We start from the raw sequence: 19,884 nt of genomic DNA, 5'->3' as shown, positions 1-19,884 counted from the left end.
GCAATCATTCAACAGCCAATTCTGAGCGCCAGAATGAGGATTGACGCACCTTCATGGCCAATGCCAGGACGAGGGTAAAGGCTTCCGCCAGCGGCAGCGCCCAGAGAAAAGAGACTCCGGGTTGCACGCTCAATACCATCAAAAACAGAAGCGGCAACAGCAGACTGCGGGACAGGGCAATCAGCGCCGAGCGTCCAGGCTGCTGCAACCCGGTAAACCAGGCGGAGAACACCAGATTCGCGCCGGTCAGCCAGAACACCAGGCCGATCACCGACCAGAATTCCCGGGCGTACTGGGCCACCGCCAGTTGGGCGTCGGCAAAAAACCAGCGACTCAGGGGATCACTGCCCCATTGGATCGCCCCCCACAGCACCATGCCCGAACTCAGCGCCATCACCATTCCGAACCGGAAAAAGCGATGAGCCCGGGGCCACTGGCCGGCGCCGCGGTTCTGACTGACCAGCACATGCACCACTTCGGCAATGGCACAGGCCAGCATGATATTGAGCAGCAGCCCGTAGTGAATCAACGCGAAGCCCGCGACCCCGGCAATGCCATAGTGGCGGCTCAACAACCAATGAATGGCCAACAGCACGAGACCGGCCGACACCTCGTTCACAAACTCGGACAGGCCGTTGCCGCAAAACTGCCACAAGCGCCGGACACTCGCGCGGACCCTTGTCCACCGAAGCGGGTGGGAAGAGCGGTGAAAGAGGTAGAACAGCAGCAGACACTGCGTCAGTTGCGCGGCGATGGTGGCCAGGGCGGCGGCTCGAATATCCCAACGCAAGAGCGCCAGCAGCCAGACATCCAACAGGATATTGACCAGTGCCCCCAGCACGAGCGCCCGACTGGCCTGTTGCGGCTGACCGGCCGTGCGTAAAAAGTAATAGAGCACTACCGCCAGATACTGGGGCACCAAGCCGAGCAAGACGATGTGATAATACGGCCGGATCAACAGCCTCAGATCCTCCGGCACCGCCAGCAGGTGCAAGATCGGCCCACGCCCTATCGTGCATAGCACCGTCAGGACAACGCCGGTCAGGCCCGCTCCCCACAGACAACCGGAAAACACCCGGCTGGCCGCGCTCGGCCGGCGAGCCCCCAGATAACGCCCCGCCACCACACTGCCCCCGATGGCCAGCATCAACACCAGGCCGAACAACAGGGTCCAGAGGGGGATCAACAGGTTTACCGCAGCAAGCGCCTCCGCCCCAAGATACCTTCCCACCAGGATGCCATCCACCAGCGCCGCACCGGTGAGTGCCAGCAGCCCCGCCACGGAGGCGCCAACATAGCGAAGAAACGTAGGAAATGCGGGCGCCTCGAGCGCGGCACTGCTCTGAAGCGTCATCGCTCCCAGCGAACCGCCGGCGGGTTCTTGGGCTGCCCACTCATGGGGCCGAGGTGGCGCTCGATAGTGTCTTCTATATCACGCAGATCGGCGGGCGCCTGCGAGTGACACAGGCAGTGAAGTACCTGGTCTTCCGCCCGCAATTCACAGCGGCCGATACCAAAATCCACCTCGCCCCGGGCGTCGTCCCAGCGCGCACTGACTTTATGGCTGAAATGCTTACACAGGCGGTGCAGGGTTCGAGCGGGCGAGTCGAGGTAAACCTGCGCCCGGGAGGTCAGAATGTCTGTGCTCAAAACAGGCTCCTTGAGAGGGTCAACAGTCAAAACGGTTTACGGGCAGGCCGAGCGACGTTCAACACGGGGCATCAGCTCCCCGGCGGGAGGTAGAAGCGACAGGCGGTAGCCATGACCCCGGACGGTCTGGATCGCGTCGGCGGGCATACCGGCGATCATCAGCTTTTTGCGAATCCGGCTCAGGTGCATATCAATGCTGCGATCGTCGCGGCAATAGGATTTATTGAGCACCCAACGGTGAAGGTCGGCCTTGTGTAACAGGCTGTTGTGATGGCGGGCGAGACTCCACAGCAGTTTGAACTGAATCGCCGTCAGCCGGAGGGCGCGCTCGTCGTAGCGGACCGTTCGGTCGGACCGACTGAGCATCAGGGGCCCTAAGGTCAAGGTGTCGTTGGCGGCATCCATTGCCGTCGCCCCATTGAGGCGGCGCAACAGCGCTTCACTGCGCACCAGGAGCTCCGCCGGGTTCACCGGTTTGGTCAGGAAGTCATCCGCTCCCCGGCGAAAGGCATCCACACACAGATTGCTGTCGCGGGCCAACAGGATTACCGGCGTGCTTTGCCACTGCCGCAACTCCGCCAGTAGGCTCCAGGGGTTAAGCCCGGGCGCATCGGCGTCCACAATCAGGATGTCCATATCCGCTCGCAGAACGCAGTCGCAAGCTTCCTGACCGGCCCGACAGCTGGCAATGGACCATCCCTCCGTTCGGAACCGGGCCCGCACCACCGCATGCAAGTCATCGTCACGCCCTACCCACAGAGCCCGCGCCGCGGGCAAGCCTTCGGGAGTTGGTTCCATATCGCCTCCAATTGTTTTTGAGATCCTTAATGATAATCATACTCATTATTATAAAAATCACAATAGAAGCCCATCACATTTTTGCGGTAACCTTTACACCACACTCACTCACAGGCCCTCGGCATGTTCTCCACTCCCCTGCGCTCATTGCTGTTTGCGGCGCTGTTCCTGGCGCTCGGGCTGGGCACCGGCTGGTGGCTGCGCGGTGCTTCCGACCTCGGCCGGAACGACGCGCCGCCGACGATGGCCCAAGAAGGTCCGGCCAGCCCCGAAGGCCACGCATCGACCCCCGAGCGGCGGGCGATACCCCTGAATGACAATGTCCGCCCGAAAAATGAGACGCCATCGCATACCACCGACGTGCCGAGTCACCCGCTCGCGGAAAGCGCCCCCGTCGAGGACGCCCCTCAAAGAGAAACAACTGACTGGGAAACCATCTTGAGGGATCGCCTTGAAAACCGGGCGTTCGGCGCGGCCATCGACCTTTACCAGAACGTTGAACGCCAGGACCTGGCATCCGCTGGGCGGTTGCGACAGATCATTCTGGAATACCTCGAAGGCTATCTCCGCTCCGGCGACGACCTCGCCCTCACCCAACTGGTCGAGGGCTTTCTCTCCGTTCATTACGACGACATCGCCGTGCTGACGCTACTCTCCCGCCACCAACAGCAATCCGGCTATTGGGCGGAAGCGGCCCGCACCTTCCAACTGGCGTTTTCCTACACCGAGGCCCAGCCGAGTCAGCGCTCCCTGGTGAACCAGGCGTTCGACCAGTTCGTCCACGCCATGGACCAACAATTGGTCTCCGAGCAGCGCTGGCAGACGCTGATCAGCTTCTACGAAACCCTGGAACAACTCGATTTGAGCCAACCGCCGGAGCTGTTGCGCCTCGGGCAGTTGTATCTGACCCATGGCGAACCCGTCGCGGGGCGGAACCTACTGGAGCGTTTGGCCGGTCACCCGAGCGTGGGCGCCCAGGCCTCGGCGCTGTTGAACAACAACACCGCGCCCACTCAAGCCGAGCGCCGACCACCCCCACCGGTGGGCAGCATTCCCCTGGACGCCATCGGCAGCCATTACGCCCTGCCCCTCACACTGGATGGTCGACAGGACGTTCGCCTGGTGATCGACACCGGCGCCAGCATCACCACCCTCTCGCAACAGGCGTTTGACCGGGTCAGTGCGTCGGCCCGCTTTACCGAACTCGGACCACAGTTGTTCAATACCGCGGGCGGCACCTCCAGCGGCATGGTCTACCGGGTGGACAGTCTGCAACTGGGGAAGCATCAACTGACTGATGTGGCCATCGCGGTGCTCGACTTCAACACTCCCGGCAATATCGACGGACTGCTGGGAATGAACGTCTTGCGCAACTTCCGCTTTGAGGTGGACCAGGATCAGCAGGTGCTGAAACTGCAGCCCCGTCCTTGAATGGCAGACGCGCCGAACCATCACCCGCGGCCGGTTTAGCGTGTACAATGAGCCCTTTATAAACGGACCCCGAACGGACATCCCCATGAGCGACAGAAAAACCACCGATTTTGGCTACGAGCAGGTGGCCGTGGAGGAGAAAGCCGGGCGCGTGGCCGATGTGTTTCACTCGGTGGCGGCCCGCTACGATGTGATGAACGACCTGATGTCCGGCGGCGTTCACCGGTTGTGGAAACGCTTCACCATCGAACTGGCCGGTGTGCGCGCGGGCCAGAAGGTCCTGGATATCGCTGGCGGCACGGGTGACCTGAGCTACGCCTTCGCCCGCCGCGTGGGCGATGACGGGCTGGTGGTACTGGCGGATATCAACGAGTCCATGCTCAATGTCGGCCGCGACCGGCTGACCGACCGGGGCGTGGCCGGCAACCTGCAGTACGCCCAGGCTGACGCCCAGTACCTGCCCTTTCCCGACAACACCTTTGACTGCATTACCATCGCCTTCGGCCTGCGCAATGTCACGGACAAGGACCTGGCGCTGGCGTCCATGCTCCGGGTACTCAAGCCCGGCGGTCGACTGTTGGTACTGGAGTTTTCCAAGCCCAACAACCCGCTGCTGGAGAAGGCTTACGACGCCTACTCTTTCAAGCTGTTGCCGTTTATGGGCAAAGTGGTCGCCAACGATGCGGACAGTTATCGCTACCTGGCCGAATCCATCCGCATGCACCCCGATCAGGAGACACTGAAGGCGATGATGGATAACGCCGGCTTTGTAAACACCGAATACCACAACATGACCGGTGGTGTGGTCGCGCTGCACAAAGGCATCAAACCCTGATATGACAACGACGGCGACCATGGCGGCGTTGAGCGCCGCCGAAGCGGCCATCCAGAGAGCACTGCAATACGACCCCGCGAGCCGGCTGGCCCTGGCAAAGCTGGACGGGCAGGTACTGGCGCTACAGTTCACTCAGCCGGAGTGGACTCTGTACGTTCACCCCTGCGCCGAGGGCCTGCGCCTGAGCCGCCACTGGGAGGGCGATGTTCAGAGCCGTCTCACCGGGCGGCTTCAGGATTTTATCGGTCTGGCGCGCGGCGCACAGACCACCCTGGCCGGCTCGGGTATACAGCTTGAGGGCAGCACCCATCTGGTTCAGGAACTGCAGCGTATTACCCGGGAGTTGGACATTGACTGGGAAGAGGCGCTGAGCGAACGCCTCGGGGACGTCGCCGGTCACCAGGGCGCCGAATGGCTGCGCACCGGCGGACACTGGCTCAAAGCAAGAGAGGCGGAAGCCCGTCGCCTGTTGGGCGAATTCCTCACCCAGGAAGCGGCCGTGTTGGTCGGTCCCGCAGAGTTGAACCACTTTTACGAAGCCGTGGATGAGCTGGCGCTGGATGTCGACCGTGCCCAGGCCCGCCTGGCGCATTTGCGCGCCCGGCTCACCGCCCACCGTCACCCTAAGGAATAACCGTGTTTGTCGTTCTGCGTCGTCTGATTACCATCGGTTTTGTTATCTGGCGCTACCGCCTCGACTTGCTGTTCCCGCCGGGCGAGCTTCCCTTTTACGTGCGCCTGTTGCTACTGCCGTGCAAACTCCGTCCGGCCGGAAAAATGAGCCGGGGCGAACGGCTGCGCCGGGCGCTGGAAGACCTGGGCCCCATTTTCATCAAGTTCGGCCAATTGCTGTCGACCCGGCCGGACTTGGTGCCGGTGGACATGATGGACGATCTGAACCGGCTTCAGGATAAAGTCCCCCCGTTCGATAAAGATCACTTCCGCCAGTTGGTGGAGCGCGGTCTGGGGGAAACGGTGGAAAACATCTTCGCCAGCTACGAACAGGAGCCGCTGGCCTCGGCCTCAGTCGCCCAGGTTCACGGCGCCACCCTGCACGACGGCACTCGAGTTGTGATCAAGATTGTGCGCCCCGGCATTGAGCGGGTTATCGAGCAGGACGTGCGCCTGCTGATGATGATCGCCCGACTGGTCGAACGTTACAGCATAGACGGCAAGCGCCTTCACCCCATTGATGTGGTCCAAGATTACCGCAGCACGATTTTTGACGAGCTCGATTTGCAACGTGAGGCCGCCAACGCCTCGCAACTACGCCGCAACTTTATTGACTCGCCACTGCTCTATGTGCCCGAAATCTATTGGGACTATACCCGCAACAATGTTCTGGTAATGGAACGGATTCACGGCATCCCCGTCACCCACATCGATGAGCTCAAAGCCCAGGGCACGGACATGAAAGCCCTGGCCGAACGCGGTGTGGAAATTTTCTTCAAGCAGGTATTCGAGCACAATTTTTTTCACGCCGACATGCACCCGGGAAATATTTTTGTCGCCACCGAAAACCCGGAATACCCGAAATACATCGCGGTGGACATGGCAATTGTCGGGTCACTGACCCGGGAAGATCAGTACTACCTCGCCCGCAACCTTCTTGCCATGTTCCGGCGCGACTACCGCCAGGTGGCCGAGCTGCACGTGCAGAGCGGTTGGGTACCCGAAGGGACCCGGGTCGAAGAACTGGAAGCAGCAGTACGTACCGTGTGCGAGCCGATTTTTGAAAAGCCTCTGAAAGACATTTCTTTCGGGCATTTGCTGATGAGTCTGTTTCGCACCGCTCGCCGGTTCGATATGGAAGTCCAGCCGCAACTGGTGTTGCTGCAGAAAACACTACTCAACATCGAAGGGCTGGGCCGACAGCTTTATCCGGACCTGGATCTCTGGGTCACTGCCCACCCGTTTCTGGAACGCTGGCTCAAGGATCGTTTCAATCCCAAGGCCCTTTGGAAGCAATTCCAACGCTACGCCCCGGAGTGGCTGGAAAAGTTTCCCCAGGTACCCGAACTGGTATTCGGCAGCCTGCAACAGATGCAGAACCTGGGGCAGGTGGCCACCCAACTCGAAGCCCAGACCGCGGAAATGGAGCGACAGCAGCAACTCCGCCGCCGGTCCCAACGCCGGAGTGTGATCGGCGCCCTGGCACTGATCGGCGCCGGCCTCACCGCCTGGCCCCATCTTGGCGGGCAACTCGCTGCCTGGGCGCACCGACTCGATTGGGATCAGATCCCTGCAGAGAGCTGGGCTCTGCTATCTTTGGGGTTAGCGGTTCTGATATTGCGTCGGTGATGAAATGATATGACTCGCCCTTGGTACCTCTTCCTGTTATTGGCTGGCGCCTGGCTGATTAGCGCCGAAACTGTCGCGCGGGCCTGTAAACCCGAAGCGGGCGAGCAAATCGCCACTATCCTCCTGCCGCTACGTCAGGAAATTCGTCACGACCACCGCCAGTACTTCTCAGGCCTGCTGCAGCTCGCACTGGATAAAACCGAAGCGGACTACCACCCCTGCGAGGTACGAATCAGCGAACACCCCACGCCTCAAGCGCGTCTGTACCTGGACCTGGAAAAGGGCGAGCACATCGATGTTATCGACGCCACCGCCATGCCGGAGCGAGACCGCCGGTTTCTCGCCGTGCGCTTTCCATTGCTGAAAGGTCTGATGGGTTATCGAATTGCCTTCATCCGGGAAGAGGATAAAGCGGCTTTCGCTGAGATTGAAAACATTGCAGAGCTTAGCGCCTTCACCGCGGGACAAGGGGCGGGATGGCCAGATGTAGAGGTCCTTCGCGCCAGCGGCCTTCCCGTCGTGACCGCCGATAAATACGAAGCGCTCTTTCGCATGTTGCGCGCGGAACGCTTCGACTATTTCCCTAGAGGCGCCCAAGAGGTGCTCAGCGAACGGCAAACCTTCAACACCGAAGGGCTGGTTGTTGAGTCCTCAATGGCCATTGTTTACCCCTGGCCGGTCTATTTTTACGTTAACCCCCGCGAAGCGGAACTCGCCGAGCGTATTGAGCAAGGATTGCACCGGGCCAAAGAGGATGGCAGTTTTGATCGCTACTTTTACCAACATCCGTTAATCAAGGGGGTGTTCGAACAGCTGCACCTCCAGGACCGACAACTCATTTACTTGTGCCACCCCTACCATCGAGATAAAACCGCCCTTGGCCGGTCGGAGTACTGGCTCAATCCCTGGCCCGACAATTTATGCGACTAATGTCGAGCGACCGCCCAGACCTTGACAGGCCATGACCTTAAAGTTAGCCTAACCATAAGCGCCGGATCCGATCAAGGAGAAGAAGTCGGTGCATTCTGATAACAACAGACCAAGGAGCGATTCTGTGCGCCATTTATGTGTCACTTTCCTGTTTTTTTGTTTCCTCCCTCTTACCGCTCACACCGAGCGCCTGCCTCTGGAAGCGTTTGCCAGCCTTCCCGATGTGCAGCACATGTCGCTCTCACCTAACGGACGCCATCTGGCCTCTACCGTTCGTGTGGAGCTGGAAGAAATGAGCGGGCGCAGCGTCAACATTGTCGATCTAGAGAGCGGGGAGAGAACCTTCCCCCTCAGCGCCAAAAACGAAAAATACGTCATTACCTGGATGCATTGGGCGAACAATGAACACCTATTGGTGGGCGCCATGTACCCAGAGGCGCGCGTAAACTCCCAAGCCGGATTCAAGTTCAGCAGCCGGGAAACCACGCTGATGGTCGTCAACGTCAAAACCGGCAAAGTACAAACCGCTCTATCGGGCCGTTTTCTGAGCCAATTCGACGTGCCGCCGTTTCGAAAAGACCATGTCATCGACATGCTTCCCGAGGACAAAGCGCACATCCTCATGCAAATGACCGGTCACGTGTCCGGCATTATTGGCACCCACCGTTCGATCGAGCCGTTGATCTACAAGGTCAACCTCAACAACCGCAACGTCACCCGTTTTCACCCGCCGGAGAAGGGAGTGTGTCACTGGATGACCGACCGCCAACATCGCGTACGTCTGTCGCAGACCTGTGACGAGACACAATTCGGTGTGCGAGTGCGCGATAACGAGCAGGAAGATTGGCGCACCCTCTGGCAATACCAAGCCTTCTCAGAAGACACCGTCCGCCCCCTCGGTTTCGGCAAGGATCCCAACATCCTATACATTTCCGCTTACCACGAGGGGCTGCGGGCAGTCTTCAAAGTCGACCTCAGCGAAGAACCCGTAAGCCGCGAACTGGTCTATGCCGACCCCGAAAACGATGTTAATGGCAGACTGCTCTACTCCTCTAAAACCGGCGAAGTCATCGGCGTTTCCCACGTCAATGGGCAAGGTTTTACTTTCTGGAAGGATGAGTATAAAAATTTCCAGGCTGCCATCAATAACGCACTGCCGAACACTACAAACTACATCATTGATTTCAGCGAAGACGAGCAGAAATATCTGGTTCTGGCTTCCAGCGACACCGACTCGGGCACCTACTTTCTGGGCGACCGGGAGGCCGGCACACTCGATGCGATCGCGTATCGCTACCAGCAACTGCCTCCCGAAAAAATGCAGCCCCAAAAAACGTACAACTACAAGGCGCGCGACGGCCTGGAAATAGAAGCTTTTCTGACTCTGCCCGAAGACTATGCGGGTGAGCCAGTTCCCGCCGTGGTATTTCCGCACGGCGGACCGATTGCGCAAACCACTCGGGGCTTTAATTACTGGACGCAGTTGATGGCCAACCGCGGCTACGCCGTTTTGCAAATGAATTTTCGCGGCTCCTCGGGCAAGGGCGTCGCATTCATGCAGGCGGGCCTGAAAAACTGGGGCGAGGAAATGCAGGATGACGTTCAGGACGGCGCATTGAAAATGATCGAAGATGGCATCGCCGACCCGGAAAAAATCTGTATCGTGGGCGGTAGTTACGGCGGTTATGCGGCCCTGATGGGAGCAGCGAAAACACCGGACTTCTATCGCTGCGCCTTCAGCTTCGCCGGCGTCAGTGACGTTCCGGCACTGGTTCGGCGCTACAGCAGCCGTTACTCCAAAACCGATATTGTGGATTTGCAGATCGGCGACGACCGCGAGCAACTCAGCGCCATTTCGCCGGTGAACCTCGCCTCGGACATTACAATACCGGTAATGCTGGTGCATGGCGCACAGGACGAACAAGTTCGCGTCAGCCAAAGCCAGGACATGGCCGAAGCTCTTGAGCGGGCTGAGGCATCATTTGAATATATCGAGCTGGAGGGGGCCAACCACTACTTGAGTCACAACGATGATCGGCTGGCCACGCTCGGGGCACTGGAGCGATTTCTGGAACAACACCTGGGGAAGGGCACGGCGCTGGCGGAGCAGTAGCCGCTCCGCCCCGAGCGGAACGGCGCTCGTTTTGGATGCCTACTGGCCCCAAACCTCAAGCTTTGGAGAGCTAACGACAGCGGCGCACTTCGGTGCGCTCGTGTATCTCGAGCTCTTTATCCACAACGGGAAGCGCAACCACCTCGTAAGGTGAGGTAATCGCCAGAGTGACCGGACAGCTCGGCCCGGGGGAAGTCAGGCGTACCTTGACGTGAAGCGCGTTGTCAGTTTCTATCGCCTTGGTGACCTCAATGGAATAACCACCGGTATTGCGTCGGCCCATAAACGCACCGAGTACCATGGTTTCCGTCAGGTCCACATCAAAACTGGTACCCACCAGTTCTTCCAACGCTTCCAGCTCTGCTTCAGTGCGTGCGAGAACGTAACGCCTTTCAGTGACGGTCTGGTGGTAGGCACCCGAGGTCAGAGTCTCCACCGACAGTTTGCCGCAGCTGTGGCTACCACCGGCCCACGCGTTGCTCATACAAAGACTGACCAGTAGGCCAAACCCAATCATTGATAATCGAGTCATGCCAACCTCCTTTATTAAAAAGGGAATTGAATGGGTTGATGCCCGGCCTTTGGCCAGGCTCTCAGAGTGTAGAAGACGATCTTACTCTGGGAAGGGGATTCGGGATGAAGTCCGTCACACTCTGGTGAGTCGGTGGCGTCGAGCTCTGCTAAAACGTCGGACTGGTGGTTATTCGCGCAATCATCAAGCTTGCAGCATGAAGGTGACCGGGCCGTCGTTCTGCAAGCTCACCTGCATATCGGCGGCGAACACTCCCGTGGCCACGGAATCGTGTCGCTCTTGGGCGCCAGTAACGAAGTGGTCGTAAAGCTCTTCCGCCAGTGCCGGCGAGCCGGCGCTGGAAAAACTGGGGCGCAGGCCCTTACGGGTATCCGCCGCCAGAGTGAACTGGGAAACGACAAGCAAGCCGCCCCCGGCCTGCTGTAGGTTAAGGTTCATCTTTCCCGCCTCATCGGCGAAGACCCGGTAGGCCAGCACCTTTTTCAATAAGGCATCGGCATTGGCCCGGGTATCGTCTTTCTCCACACCCAGCAGCAGTAACAAACCGGGGCCAATGGCGCCGACTTCCCGTTCATCCACAACGACACTGGCGTGCCTGACGCGCTGAATCAATCCCAACATAACGCGTGCCTAGGCCAGATGATCTTCTTCATGAAGGATCTCGCGGGCCAGCGCATCGGTGGCCCGAATCAGGGCATCGACCGTGCCGGGCTCCGAGGCGGAGTGTCCGGCTTCCCGGACGATCTGCAGCTCCGCATCGGGCCAGGCTTTTTGCAGGGCGAAGGCGTTATCCAGCGGGCACACCATGTCGTAGCGCCCATGCACAATGACGCCCGGAATGCCCGACAACCGGTGAGCATCGCGCACGATCTGATCCGGCTCCAGGAACGCCTGATTCATAAAGTAATGCGCTTCAATGCAGGCCAGCGAAAGGGCCCGGTGAGGTTTGGAGAACGACTCCACCACCTCGTGGCTGGGCCGCAGTGTGGCACAGCGACCTTCCCACATGGACCAGGCTTTGGCCGCGGACATTTTTAACAGGTCATTGTCCCCGGTCAGAAGCTCGTGATAGGCGCTGATCAGATTGTCCCGTTTAGAGGAGTCAATCGGTTGCAGGAAGTCCTGCCAATAATCGGGAAACACATGAGCGGCACCGCCCTGGTAGAACCACTCCAGATCCTGCGGGCGAACCAGAAAAATGCCTCGCAGAATAAGCCCCAACACCCGTTCCGGATGGGTTTCGGCATAGACCAGGCTGAGAGTCGAACCCCAGGAGCCACCGAACAGCGCCCATTTTTCCACCCCCAGGTACTGACGAATGACCTCCATATCCTCCACCAGCGCCTGAGTGTTGTTCTGTTCCAGGCTGGCGTGCGGCGTCGAACGCCCGGAGCCGCGCTGGTCGAACAGAATGATACGGTAGGAGTCGGGGTCGAAATAGCGCCGGTCGTACTTGCCGCAGCCCGCCCCGGGGCCGCCGTGAACGAAAAGAATGGGGATGCCGTCGGGACTGCCCGACTCATCCACGTAAAGCTCATGACCGCCACCCACGGGCACTTGATGACGCTGGAAAGGTTTAATTTCGGGATAATAAGTGAGCATAATGGCCTTTTGCTACGTTGGCACCGCCTTACACCGTGCAGTAAACCGCAAGGGAACCGGCAGGGCACCCATCATTTATAACCTAGTGTAGTGGAGTTGCCGCGCCAACGCATCCAATTGCATAAGGCGATTCATCAGGAGCGTGAACCATGCCCACCCCCAAAACCCCGACGCGCTGTGACTGGTGCGGTGAGGACCCACTGTACCAAGCCTACCATGACCACGAGTGGGGCGTGCCGTTGTACGATCGACAAAAGCTGTTTGAATTTCTGATTCTGGAGGGCGCACAGGCCGGGCTCGCCTGGATCACCGTGCTGCGTAAGCGGGAGGCCTACCGGGAGGCCTTCGACGATTTCGTACCCGAGAAAGTCGCCCGCTATAGCGAGGCCCGACAGAACAAGTTGTTGCAAAATCCGGGCATCATCCGCAACCGCCTGAAAGTGGCCAGCGCCGTGCGCAACGCCAAGGCTTTGCTGGCAATGGAAAAGGCCGGGGAGGACTTTGTCGAATTCCTGTGGCAGTTCACCAACGGAGCGCCGAAGCAGAACGCCTGGAAAAGCCTCAAGGAGGTGCCCGCCACCACCCCGGAGTCTGACGCCATGAGCAAGGCGCTGAAGCAGCGGGACTTCAATTTCGTGGGCTCCACCATCTGTTATGCCTTTATGCAGGCCACCGGCATGGTGAATGACCACCAGACCGACTGTCACCGCTACCGCGCCTGCGCTCGCCTCGCTCGGAAGCGCTGAAGGCTTTTTCCTCCGCCGCTGAAGACTTTTTCCTTCCGCCGCTGAAGGCTCTTACCCTGGCCGCTGAAGGCTCTCATCGGGTCACTGAAGGCTCTCACCCGCTCGCTGAAGGCTCTTCCCCAGCGGGGGGATCCGTGATTTAATGGTCATCGTGAACATAAGGTGAGGTCCGGTCGCTGTCCGGGCCCCGTTTATCAAATAAGAAGGCCGTTGTTTATGACTTCTCTTTCCCGTCGCAACTTCCTGCTGGGCAGCGCTTCACTGGCGGCTCTGGCGAATATCAAAGCCTGCGCCATCCATACCGCCGCCGAGCGTACCGGACTGGCCGAAGTGTATCAGGACGACTTCCTGGTGGGCACTGCGATCAGCAATGCCACACTGGCCAACGACAACCAGCACCTGAAAACCCTGATCAAACGCGAGTTCAACGCGATTACCGCGGAGAACTGCATGAAGTCCGGCCTGGTTCAACCCAAACAGGGCGAGTGGGATTGGGAACTGGCGGATCGCTTCGTCAACTTCGGGGTAGAGAACGACATGACCATCGTCGGCCACGCCCTGGTGTGGCACTCCCAGACCCCCTCGGACTTCTTTGTTTACCCCGACGGGAACCCCATTGACCGCGCCGAACTGATAGAGCGCATGGACACCCACATCAGCACGCTGATGCGCCGCTACCAGGGCAAGATCAAAATCTGGGATGTGGTCAACGAAGCCATTGATGAAGACAAGGGTTGGCGGCGAAGCGCCTGGTACAACATTATGGGCAACGCCGACTATGTCGAGCGCGCCTTCCGCCTGGCTCATGAAATGGAGCCGGACGCTCAATTGCTCTACAACGACTACAACATGCACAACCCCGGCAAACGGGCGTTCCTTGTGGATGTGATTCGCGATTACAACAAGCGGGGCGTTCCCATTCACGGCGTGGGCCTGCAGAGCCACGTGGGACTAGACTATCCCGACCTGCGCGAGTTCGAGGCCAGCATCGAAGCCTATGCGGCCGAGGGCATGCGCATTCACTGCACCGAACTGGAAGTGGACGTGCTTCCGGTCGCCTGGGAACACACCGGCGCGGAAATTTCCGACAGTTTCGAGTACTCGGACGAGCTGAACCCCTACGCTGACGGCCTGCCAGCGGACGCTCAGGAGCAGCTCACCGAGCGTTACGTGGAGATGTTCAAACTGTTCCTCAAGCACCGGGACAAGATTGACCGGATCACGCTGTGGGGCACCCACGACGGCGAATCCTGGAAGAACAATTTCCCGGTCGGCGGTCGGACCAACTACCCCTTGCTGTTCGATCGGGACCTGCAACCCAAGCCGGCCTACTTTGCCGTTTCCGATTTAAAGCGTTAACGCCCCGGGGGCCGCTCGGCCCCTGCTTAACCCTTCTTCACACTGGTTGTGCTAGGCTTAAGCCACGTCCGATCGACCACTTTTTTGCTCCAGACCACCCACAGCAGTGACTCATTGGCTGATGGGTGACGTAGTGCATTACCGATCATGATTTCATTTTGATGAAGGAGACCCACAATGGCTTCCCTGCTTAAACGGTTTACTCCCCTGCTCGCCTCGGCCGTACTGGGCCTGTCGGCGAGCGCCTGTCTCGCGGATGATTCCGCCATGACGGTGGAGACAGAAAAGGCCGACCTGAAAGTCACCCGTATTACCGACGGCCTGAAAAATCCCTGGGGCCTGACTTTTCTCCCCAATGGCGACATGCTGGTAACCGAACGCGCGGGCCAGATGCGCGTGGTCACCCCCGCCGGGGAAAAAGGACCCGCCCTGAAAGGCCTTCCGGAGATTGCCAGTCGCGGCCAGGGCGGCCTACTGGATGTCGCCCTGGACCCGGACTTTTCCGAGAATCGCTGGGTGTATTTCAGCTTCTCAGAACCGGGGAAAGACGGAAAAACCAGTACCGCCGTCGCCCGCGGCAAGCTGCTGGCCGACGCCATGGATCAGTTGTCAGAGGTTGAAGTTATTTTCAGCCAGAAACCCAAGGTCAACAGCAATGGCCATTTCGGTTCACGCCTGGTGTTCCGGGACGATGGCACGCTGTTTATTACCATGGGCGACCGCCAACAGGACTTTGAAGACAATTATCCGCAAGAACTCGATAGTCATATTGGTACCGTGGCCCGCATCAACCCGGACGGCAGCGTGCCCGAAGACAACCCGTTTGTGGACACCAAGGGTGCCCTTCCCGAGATCTGGTCCTATGGCCATCGCAACGTGCAGGGCGCCGATCTGCACCCCCAGACGCGCGAACTGTGGACCGGTGAGCACGGCCCCCAAGGGGGAGACGAGATCAATATTACCCTCGCCGGCAATAACTACGGCTGGCCCATCATCACGTATGGCGAGCAATACGGCGGCGGGGAAATCGGCACAGGGACTCACAAAGAAGGGATGGAGCAGCCTGTCCACTATTGGGTCCCCTCCATCGCCAACTGCGGCATGACGTTTTACACCGGAGACCAGTTCCCCCAGTGGAAAGGCAATCTGCTGGTGACCTCTCTGAAGTTCCAGTTGGTCTCACGGCTGGAGCTGGACGGCGAAAAAGTGACTCATGAAGAGCGCTTTTTCGACGAAAGCATCGGCAAGCGATTGCGGGATATCGTTCAGGGCCCGGACGGCAACCTCTACCTGCTGACCGATGACAGCAACGGCGCCATCATTAAAGTTGAGCCCGCCAAGTAAGAAAACAGCGATAACGATGCAGGCGAACACGATTCCGCCTGCATCGTTTTGCACACCAGCGCCCATTGAGTGAGCGCCAGGAGAAGTCCAGCCCACGGGTCAGTCCTTACCCTCCACCAAAATTAGCGGAATTTCTCCCGGTCCGCTGTCTGGCTCCGGTCGCCCGACCATCTCATCGTAAGGCGTTTGCATCACCAACCACGCCTTCTCCGCGCCCTGTTCGACAAGCCAGCGCTTGGCCACATACAGGCTCGGAAATCTTCTCGCTTTGCCGCCCTCGTCCCGTACCACGTCGATCTCATCCGCCATACCCACCGGTGTCTCGGTGTAACCCACCAGATAGTGAGAGCAGTCGGCGAAGCTCAACACCACCGCGCGTCGTTCAAGAGTCATTGTCCGCCTCCTCAGGCAGTCGACACAGATACTTTCCTCGGCCGTACAACCGCTCGAATCGTCGTTCGGCCCACCGTTGATACAGCCTATCCACCACTGGAGCCACCAGAGGCCAGCGCAACAGCCCCAGCCAACGACCAAAACGCGTATGCCGCCACGCCTCGACACTGGCCTCCACACCCTTTAACCAAGAGCCATCGGGCAGTCTCAAGTGCAACTGGCGCAGCATGTCCTCGCGCTGGCTGGCTGGCAGTTGCCATTGCCGGTGAATGTCCAGCAATCTCAGGCCCTCGTTTTTGCGGCGAGCCAACAACGTCATTTCCTTCTGGCACAGGGGGCAGAGTCCGTCGTAGTACAACGTGGCCACCGCTGGCTGTCGGGTCGATTCCACGTTGGGTTGCTCCCCCAGGTCATTCGCAGTCTTGTTTTCAAACATGGTCACACCCTCTTCCGCGTCTCAATACAATACGCCCTGCACAAAGGGCTGGATCAAGGCGTCCGTCTGGTGGATTTCTCCGTACTGAGTGGGTATGTTGAGAGATCACCGAACGCCAATGAATCAGGAGCCCCCATGAACCAAGGCTATCGAGCCGTCAATGACCGCGTGGAAGAACGCTTTCACAGCCCTACGGAAGAGACCCGTGCGGTGCAACGCAAAACCGGGGTGCTGCTCACCAACCTGGGCACACCGGATGCCCCCACCACACCCGCGCTGCGACGCTACCTGGCCGAGTTCCTGTCGGACCCTCGGGTGATCGAGGTGCCGCGGTTGCTGTGGAACCTGATTCTCCACGGCGTGATCCTGAGAGTGCGGCCGAAGAAGTCCGCCGAAGCCTACGCCTCAGTCTGGGAAGACGAGGGCTCGCCGCTGCTCAGCATCACCCAGCGCCAGGGCGAGGCCGTTCAATCCGCCCTGGGCGAGAAAGCGTTGGTCAAGATCGGCATGCGCTACGGCAATCCGTCTATCGCCAGTGCCCTGCGGGAGTTTCAGGAGCAGGGCATCCGCCGGATTGTCACACTACCGCTCTACCCTCAATACGCCGCGCCCACCACCGGCTCCACTTTCGACGCCCTGGCGGACGAATTGAAAACCTGGCGCTGGGTGCCTTCGGTGAGTTTCATCAATGGCTACGTGGACAACCCGCTCTACATCAGCGCTCTGGCGCAAAGCGTGCAGGATCATATTAACGCGCACGGACTGCCGGAAAAGATCCTGTTCTCCTACCACGGTATGCCCAAGCGTTACCTGGACAACGGTGACCCTTATTATTGCCTATGCCGCAAGACGACCCGACTGGTGCAGGAGAAGCTCGGGCTGGAAGAGGACCGCTGCCTGACGACTTTCCAGTCCCGTTTCGGGAGGGAGGAGTGGCTGAAGCCTTACACGGATGAGACGCTGATGCAGTTGCCAAAGGATGGGGTCAAGCACATTGCGATTCTCTCACCGGCTTTCAGCGCAGATTGTCTGGAGACGCTTGAGGAGCTGGAGGTGGAGAACCGGGATTACTTTATGGAGGCTGGTGGTGAGCAGTATCACTATATTCCCGCTTTGAATGACCGGGATGATCATATTGCGGCGATTGTGGATGTGCTTCGCAAGGAGCTTTGACGGCATAGTTGCGGACTTCGGACAAATCCTATTTTCGCTTCGTAGTGAAATGCTCCGGTTGGGCATACCGTCGCGAGACACGCCGTGAACCCATCCATGGGGGCTCGAATCGCGGGTCCCCCGCTCCACGGTCTCGCGACGGTATGCCCAACCTCCGCAGTGCCGACGTATCGTTCCAGGAGATAGCACCTCAATCAGAAGAAACGATACGCAACCCACCTTGGTTCAATAATGGCACTGAGGGTCGGTGAGGGGTAAGCCCTTTCAAGACCGTGGAGCGGGGGACCCGCGATTCGAGCCTACATGGACGTATTTACGGCGTGTCTTGGAAGGGCTTACCCCTCACCGACCCGGACATGACTCAAGAACCCAAGCCCACCAAGGGAATCACCAAAGCCCGACGATGCTATAATGCGCCGCTATTTGCTCACTATTCCCGAATACTATGTCCCGTGCCCGATTCGAAAAATTCAAACAAGTCCTTCGTCAGCGTCAGCACGACATGACCCTGCTCACCGATGAAGTACACAAAGCGCAGAACATCTCCGCCATGTTGCGCACCGCCGATGCCGTGGGCATGCCCGAAATCCACATGGTCCAGCCCCATCGCGGCCGGTTGGTGTACCACCATACCGCCGGCGGCAGTGGCCGGTTCACCGGCACAGTGGTACACCCCGATATCGAAACGGGAATGAGCGTATTGCGCGAGCGCGGCTTGAAGCTGGTGGCGGCGCATTGGTCCGACAGAGCCGTGCACTACCGCGATCTGGATTACACCCAGCCGTTTGCATTGGTAATGGGTTCAGAGAAAGAAGGGCTGAGTGACTACGCGGCCAAGCACGCCGACGCTCACGTCACCATTCCGATTATCGGCATGGTAGAGAGCTACAACGTCAGCGTCGCGGCGGCGATCATTCTGCAGGAAGCCCTGCATCAACGGCAGCAGAAGGGACAGTACGACCGGGAAATCGATGAAAACGACCCCGAGGTCAGAGAGATCCTGTTTCGCTGGATGCATCCGCAAATGGTGCGCTACTGCGAGAGGTACAAGCTACCTTTTCCGGAAATGGACGAAGATGGCGATATGATTCCGCCCGCCGATCAACGTTATCGCAGCCCAAAATAAAGGCTCCGCCCGAAAATCGTCACAATATCGTCCGGAGCATTTCCACCGCCAGACCCACCAATAGCAGTGCAAACAATCGTTTGAGCCAAAGAACCGGAAGGCGATGCGCCAGGCGTGCCCCGACGGGCGCGGTAAAATAGCTCATGCAGGCAATGGCCAATACCGCCGGCCAATACACATAACCGAGTGTATTGGCCGGCAGCCCCGGCACGCCCCAGCCGTTCACCACATACCCCAACGCCCCCGCCAGTGCGATGGGCAAGCCCACCGCCGCCGAGGTGCCGATGGCCACCGGTAGGCGCACGTTGCACCAGGTCAGAAACGGCACGGTCAGTGTGCCTCCACCAATGGCCACCAACGCCGAAACGCCGCCGATACCGGCGCCTGTGGTGACCAGCGCTGTGGTGCCTGGTAGCTGTCTTGAGGGTTTGGGTTTTCGGTTGAGTACCATCTGGACGGCGACGTAGGTCATAAAGATGGAGAAGAAAATCGCCAGCGGTTCGGAGGACAGGGATGATGCCAGAAAGGTCGCGGCGAAGGTTCCCAGCAGGACGCCGGGGGTGAGTCGGGCAACGACGGGCCAGAGTACGGCTTTGTGGCCGTGGTGGGCTTTAAGGCTGGCGATGGCGGTGGGGACGATGGCGGCCATGGAGGTGCCCAGGGCCAAGTGCACGAGGTGTTGGTCGGGAAAGGTTTTGGCGGCGAACAGTAGTGTGAGTACCGGGACCATCAGGCCGCCACCGCCAATGCCGAACAAGCCGGCGACCAGGCCGGTCACGGCGCCGAGTAAGACAAATCCCGATAACCACCAAACATCCATTCGTTTTTTCTTTCTCCGACAAATACTTGTTCAGGACGAGAGCAGAATAGACAGCCCTATTTCGACGAAACTATAACGGGTGAAGGGGAAGATTCAAAGGGTAGGCTTGGATGGCTCCATTAAGGTCCGGCGGCTACGGGGTACACCCGTCGAAGACCCGCCGTGAATACATCCCTGTAGGCTTCTCATCGGCATCCATGCCTCAGAGAGTCTTCGACGGGTGTACCCCGTAGCCGCCTCAGTGCGGGAATCCGCTCTTTGTATCCACGAACGTAGGGTGTGGTAAGCGAAGCGC

The 19,884-nt window shown here is 59.2% G+C and carries 20 protein-coding genes; 11 read left to right on the top strand and 9 right to left on the bottom strand.

The features are described 5' to 3' along the window. Nucleotides 1-4: 4 nt before the first annotated feature. The 3 genes from G547_RS19595 to G547_RS19585 are packed head-to-tail and all read right to left on the bottom strand — an operon-like array spanning nt 5 to nt 2,448. Complete coding sequence (locus G547_RS19595; protein ID WP_036186409.1) at nt 5-1,354, bottom strand: MATE family efflux transporter; 1,350 nt, start codon at nt 1,352-1,354, stop codon at nt 5-7. Next, nucleotides 1,351-1,650 (bottom strand): DUF2218 domain-containing protein, encoded by a 300-nt coding sequence (locus G547_RS19590; RefSeq protein ID WP_211224470.1) that lies wholly within the window; start codon nt 1,648-1,650, stop codon nt 1,351-1,353. The genes G547_RS19595 and G547_RS19590 overlap by 4 nt, the downstream gene beginning before the upstream one ends. A gap of 36 nt (nt 1,651-1,686) precedes the next feature. Continuing rightward, nucleotides 1,687-2,448, bottom strand: a complete 762-nt coding sequence (locus tag G547_RS19585; protein ID WP_051234572.1) for a response regulator transcription factor — start codon at nt 2,446-2,448, stop codon at nt 1,687-1,689. A 123-nt stretch (nt 2,449-2,571) separates the two neighbouring features. Between G547_RS19585 and G547_RS0101775 the strand changes: the two genes are divergently transcribed. The 6 genes from G547_RS0101775 to G547_RS0101750 all read left to right on the top strand — a co-directional run bounded on the left by G547_RS0101775 (nt 2,572) and on the right by G547_RS0101750 (nt 10,058). Beyond that, on the top strand, nt 2,572-3,879 hold the full coding sequence (locus tag G547_RS0101775) for a retropepsin-like aspartic protease (RefSeq protein WP_027328379.1): 1,308 nt from the start codon (nt 2,572-2,574) through the stop codon (nt 3,877-3,879). Nucleotides 3,880-3,964: 85 nt separating this feature from the next. Continuing rightward, nucleotides 3,965-4,714 carry a bifunctional demethylmenaquinone methyltransferase/2-methoxy-6-polyprenyl-1,4-benzoquinol methylase UbiE gene (ubiE, locus tag G547_RS0101770; protein ID WP_027328378.1) on the top strand — a complete coding sequence of 250 codons (750 nt, stop codon included), beginning with the start codon at nt 3,965-3,967 and terminating at the stop codon, nt 4,712-4,714. 1 nt (nt 4,715) lies between these two features. After that, entirely contained in the window at nt 4,716-5,348 is a 633-nt protein-coding gene (locus G547_RS0101765; RefSeq protein ID WP_027328377.1) for a ubiquinone biosynthesis accessory factor UbiJ, read from the top strand. A gap of 2 nt (nt 5,349-5,350) precedes the next feature. Further along, a complete protein-coding gene (ubiB, locus tag G547_RS0101760) occupies nt 5,351-7,015 on the top strand; it encodes a ubiquinone biosynthesis regulatory protein kinase UbiB (RefSeq protein WP_051234569.1) in 1,665 nt (554 codons plus the stop codon). 9 nt (nt 7,016-7,024) lie between these two features. Further along, on the top strand, nt 7,025-7,945 hold the full coding sequence (locus G547_RS19580; protein WP_051234567.1) for a substrate-binding periplasmic protein: 921 nt from the start codon (nt 7,025-7,027) through the stop codon (nt 7,943-7,945). Between the two features lie 124 nt (nt 7,946-8,069). Further along, nucleotides 8,070-10,058, top strand: coding sequence for an alpha/beta hydrolase family protein (locus G547_RS0101750; RefSeq protein WP_036186405.1), 1,989 nt, complete (start codon nt 8,070-8,072; stop codon nt 10,056-10,058). 70 nt (nt 10,059-10,128) lie between these two features. On the opposite strand, the gene G547_RS0101745 is transcribed toward G547_RS0101750, so the two are convergent. The 3 genes from G547_RS0101745 to pip all read right to left on the bottom strand — a co-directional run bounded on the left by G547_RS0101745 (nt 10,129) and on the right by pip (nt 12,192). Continuing rightward, nucleotides 10,129-10,590 carry a protease complex subunit PrcB family protein gene (locus G547_RS0101745; RefSeq protein WP_084645539.1) on the bottom strand — a complete coding sequence of 154 codons (462 nt, stop codon included), beginning with the start codon at nt 10,588-10,590 and terminating at the stop codon, nt 10,129-10,131. 183 nt (nt 10,591-10,773) lie between these two features. Further along, nucleotides 10,774-11,211, bottom strand: coding sequence for a D-aminoacyl-tRNA deacylase (gene dtd / locus G547_RS0101740; RefSeq protein WP_027328373.1), 438 nt, complete (start codon nt 11,209-11,211; stop codon nt 10,774-10,776). 9 nt (nt 11,212-11,220) lie between these two features. Continuing rightward, complete coding sequence (pip, locus tag G547_RS0101735) at nt 11,221-12,192, bottom strand: prolyl aminopeptidase (protein ID WP_027328372.1); 972 nt, start codon at nt 12,190-12,192, stop codon at nt 11,221-11,223. Between the two features lie 149 nt (nt 12,193-12,341). On the opposite strand from pip, the gene G547_RS0101730 reads away from it, so the two are divergent. The 3 genes from G547_RS0101730 (at nt 12,342) to G547_RS19575 (ending at nt 15,641) form a co-directional block, all read left to right on the top strand. After that, nucleotides 12,342-12,938, top strand: a complete 597-nt coding sequence (locus tag G547_RS0101730; RefSeq protein WP_027328371.1) for a DNA-3-methyladenine glycosylase I — start codon at nt 12,342-12,344, stop codon at nt 12,936-12,938. Nucleotides 12,939-13,154: 216 nt separating this feature from the next. Next, nucleotides 13,155-14,297: an endo-1,4-beta-xylanase gene (locus tag G547_RS0101725; protein ID WP_036186400.1), complete on the top strand. Its 1,143-nt coding sequence runs from the start codon at nt 13,155-13,157 to the stop codon at nt 14,295-14,297. A 177-nt stretch (nt 14,298-14,474) separates the two neighbouring features. Continuing rightward, entirely contained in the window at nt 14,475-15,641 is a 1,167-nt protein-coding gene (locus G547_RS19575) for a PQQ-dependent sugar dehydrogenase (RefSeq protein WP_036186397.1), read from the top strand. A 99-nt stretch (nt 15,642-15,740) separates the two neighbouring features. On the opposite strand, the gene G547_RS19570 is transcribed toward G547_RS19575, so the two are convergent. Continuing rightward, complete coding sequence (locus G547_RS19570) at nt 15,741-16,034, bottom strand: DUF6482 family protein (RefSeq protein ID WP_036186394.1); 294 nt, start codon at nt 16,032-16,034, stop codon at nt 15,741-15,743. Beyond that, nucleotides 16,024-16,470, bottom strand: a complete 447-nt coding sequence (locus tag G547_RS19565) for a thiol-disulfide oxidoreductase DCC family protein (RefSeq protein WP_084645537.1) — start codon at nt 16,468-16,470, stop codon at nt 16,024-16,026. Before G547_RS19565 ends, G547_RS19570 begins: the two co-directional genes overlap by 11 nt. 135 nt (nt 16,471-16,605) lie before the next feature. Between G547_RS19565 and hemH the strand changes: the two genes are divergently transcribed. Then, nucleotides 16,606-17,643: a ferrochelatase gene (gene hemH / locus G547_RS0101705; protein ID WP_027328369.1), complete on the top strand. Its 1,038-nt coding sequence runs from the start codon at nt 16,606-16,608 to the stop codon at nt 17,641-17,643. A 445-nt stretch (nt 17,644-18,088) separates the two neighbouring features. Beyond that, a complete protein-coding gene (locus tag G547_RS0101700; protein WP_027328368.1) occupies nt 18,089-18,769 on the top strand; it encodes a TrmH family RNA methyltransferase in 681 nt (226 codons plus the stop codon). Between the two features lie 19 nt (nt 18,770-18,788). On the opposite strand, the gene G547_RS0101695 is transcribed toward G547_RS0101700, so the two are convergent. Continuing rightward, the gene (locus G547_RS0101695; protein WP_027328367.1) at nt 18,789-19,589 is read right to left on the bottom strand and encodes a sulfite exporter TauE/SafE family protein; all 801 of its coding nucleotides are present in this window, start codon (nt 19,587-19,589) and stop codon (nt 18,789-18,791) included. Between the last annotated feature and the right edge of the window lie 295 nt (nt 19,590-19,884).

The sequence above is a fragment of the Marinimicrobium agarilyticum DSM 16975 genome (assembly GCF_000423345.1).
In the GTDB taxonomy this organism is placed as follows: domain Bacteria; phylum Pseudomonadota; class Gammaproteobacteria; order Pseudomonadales; family Cellvibrionaceae; genus Marinimicrobium; species Marinimicrobium agarilyticum.
This window is presented reverse-complemented; position numbering and strand designations above follow the sequence as displayed.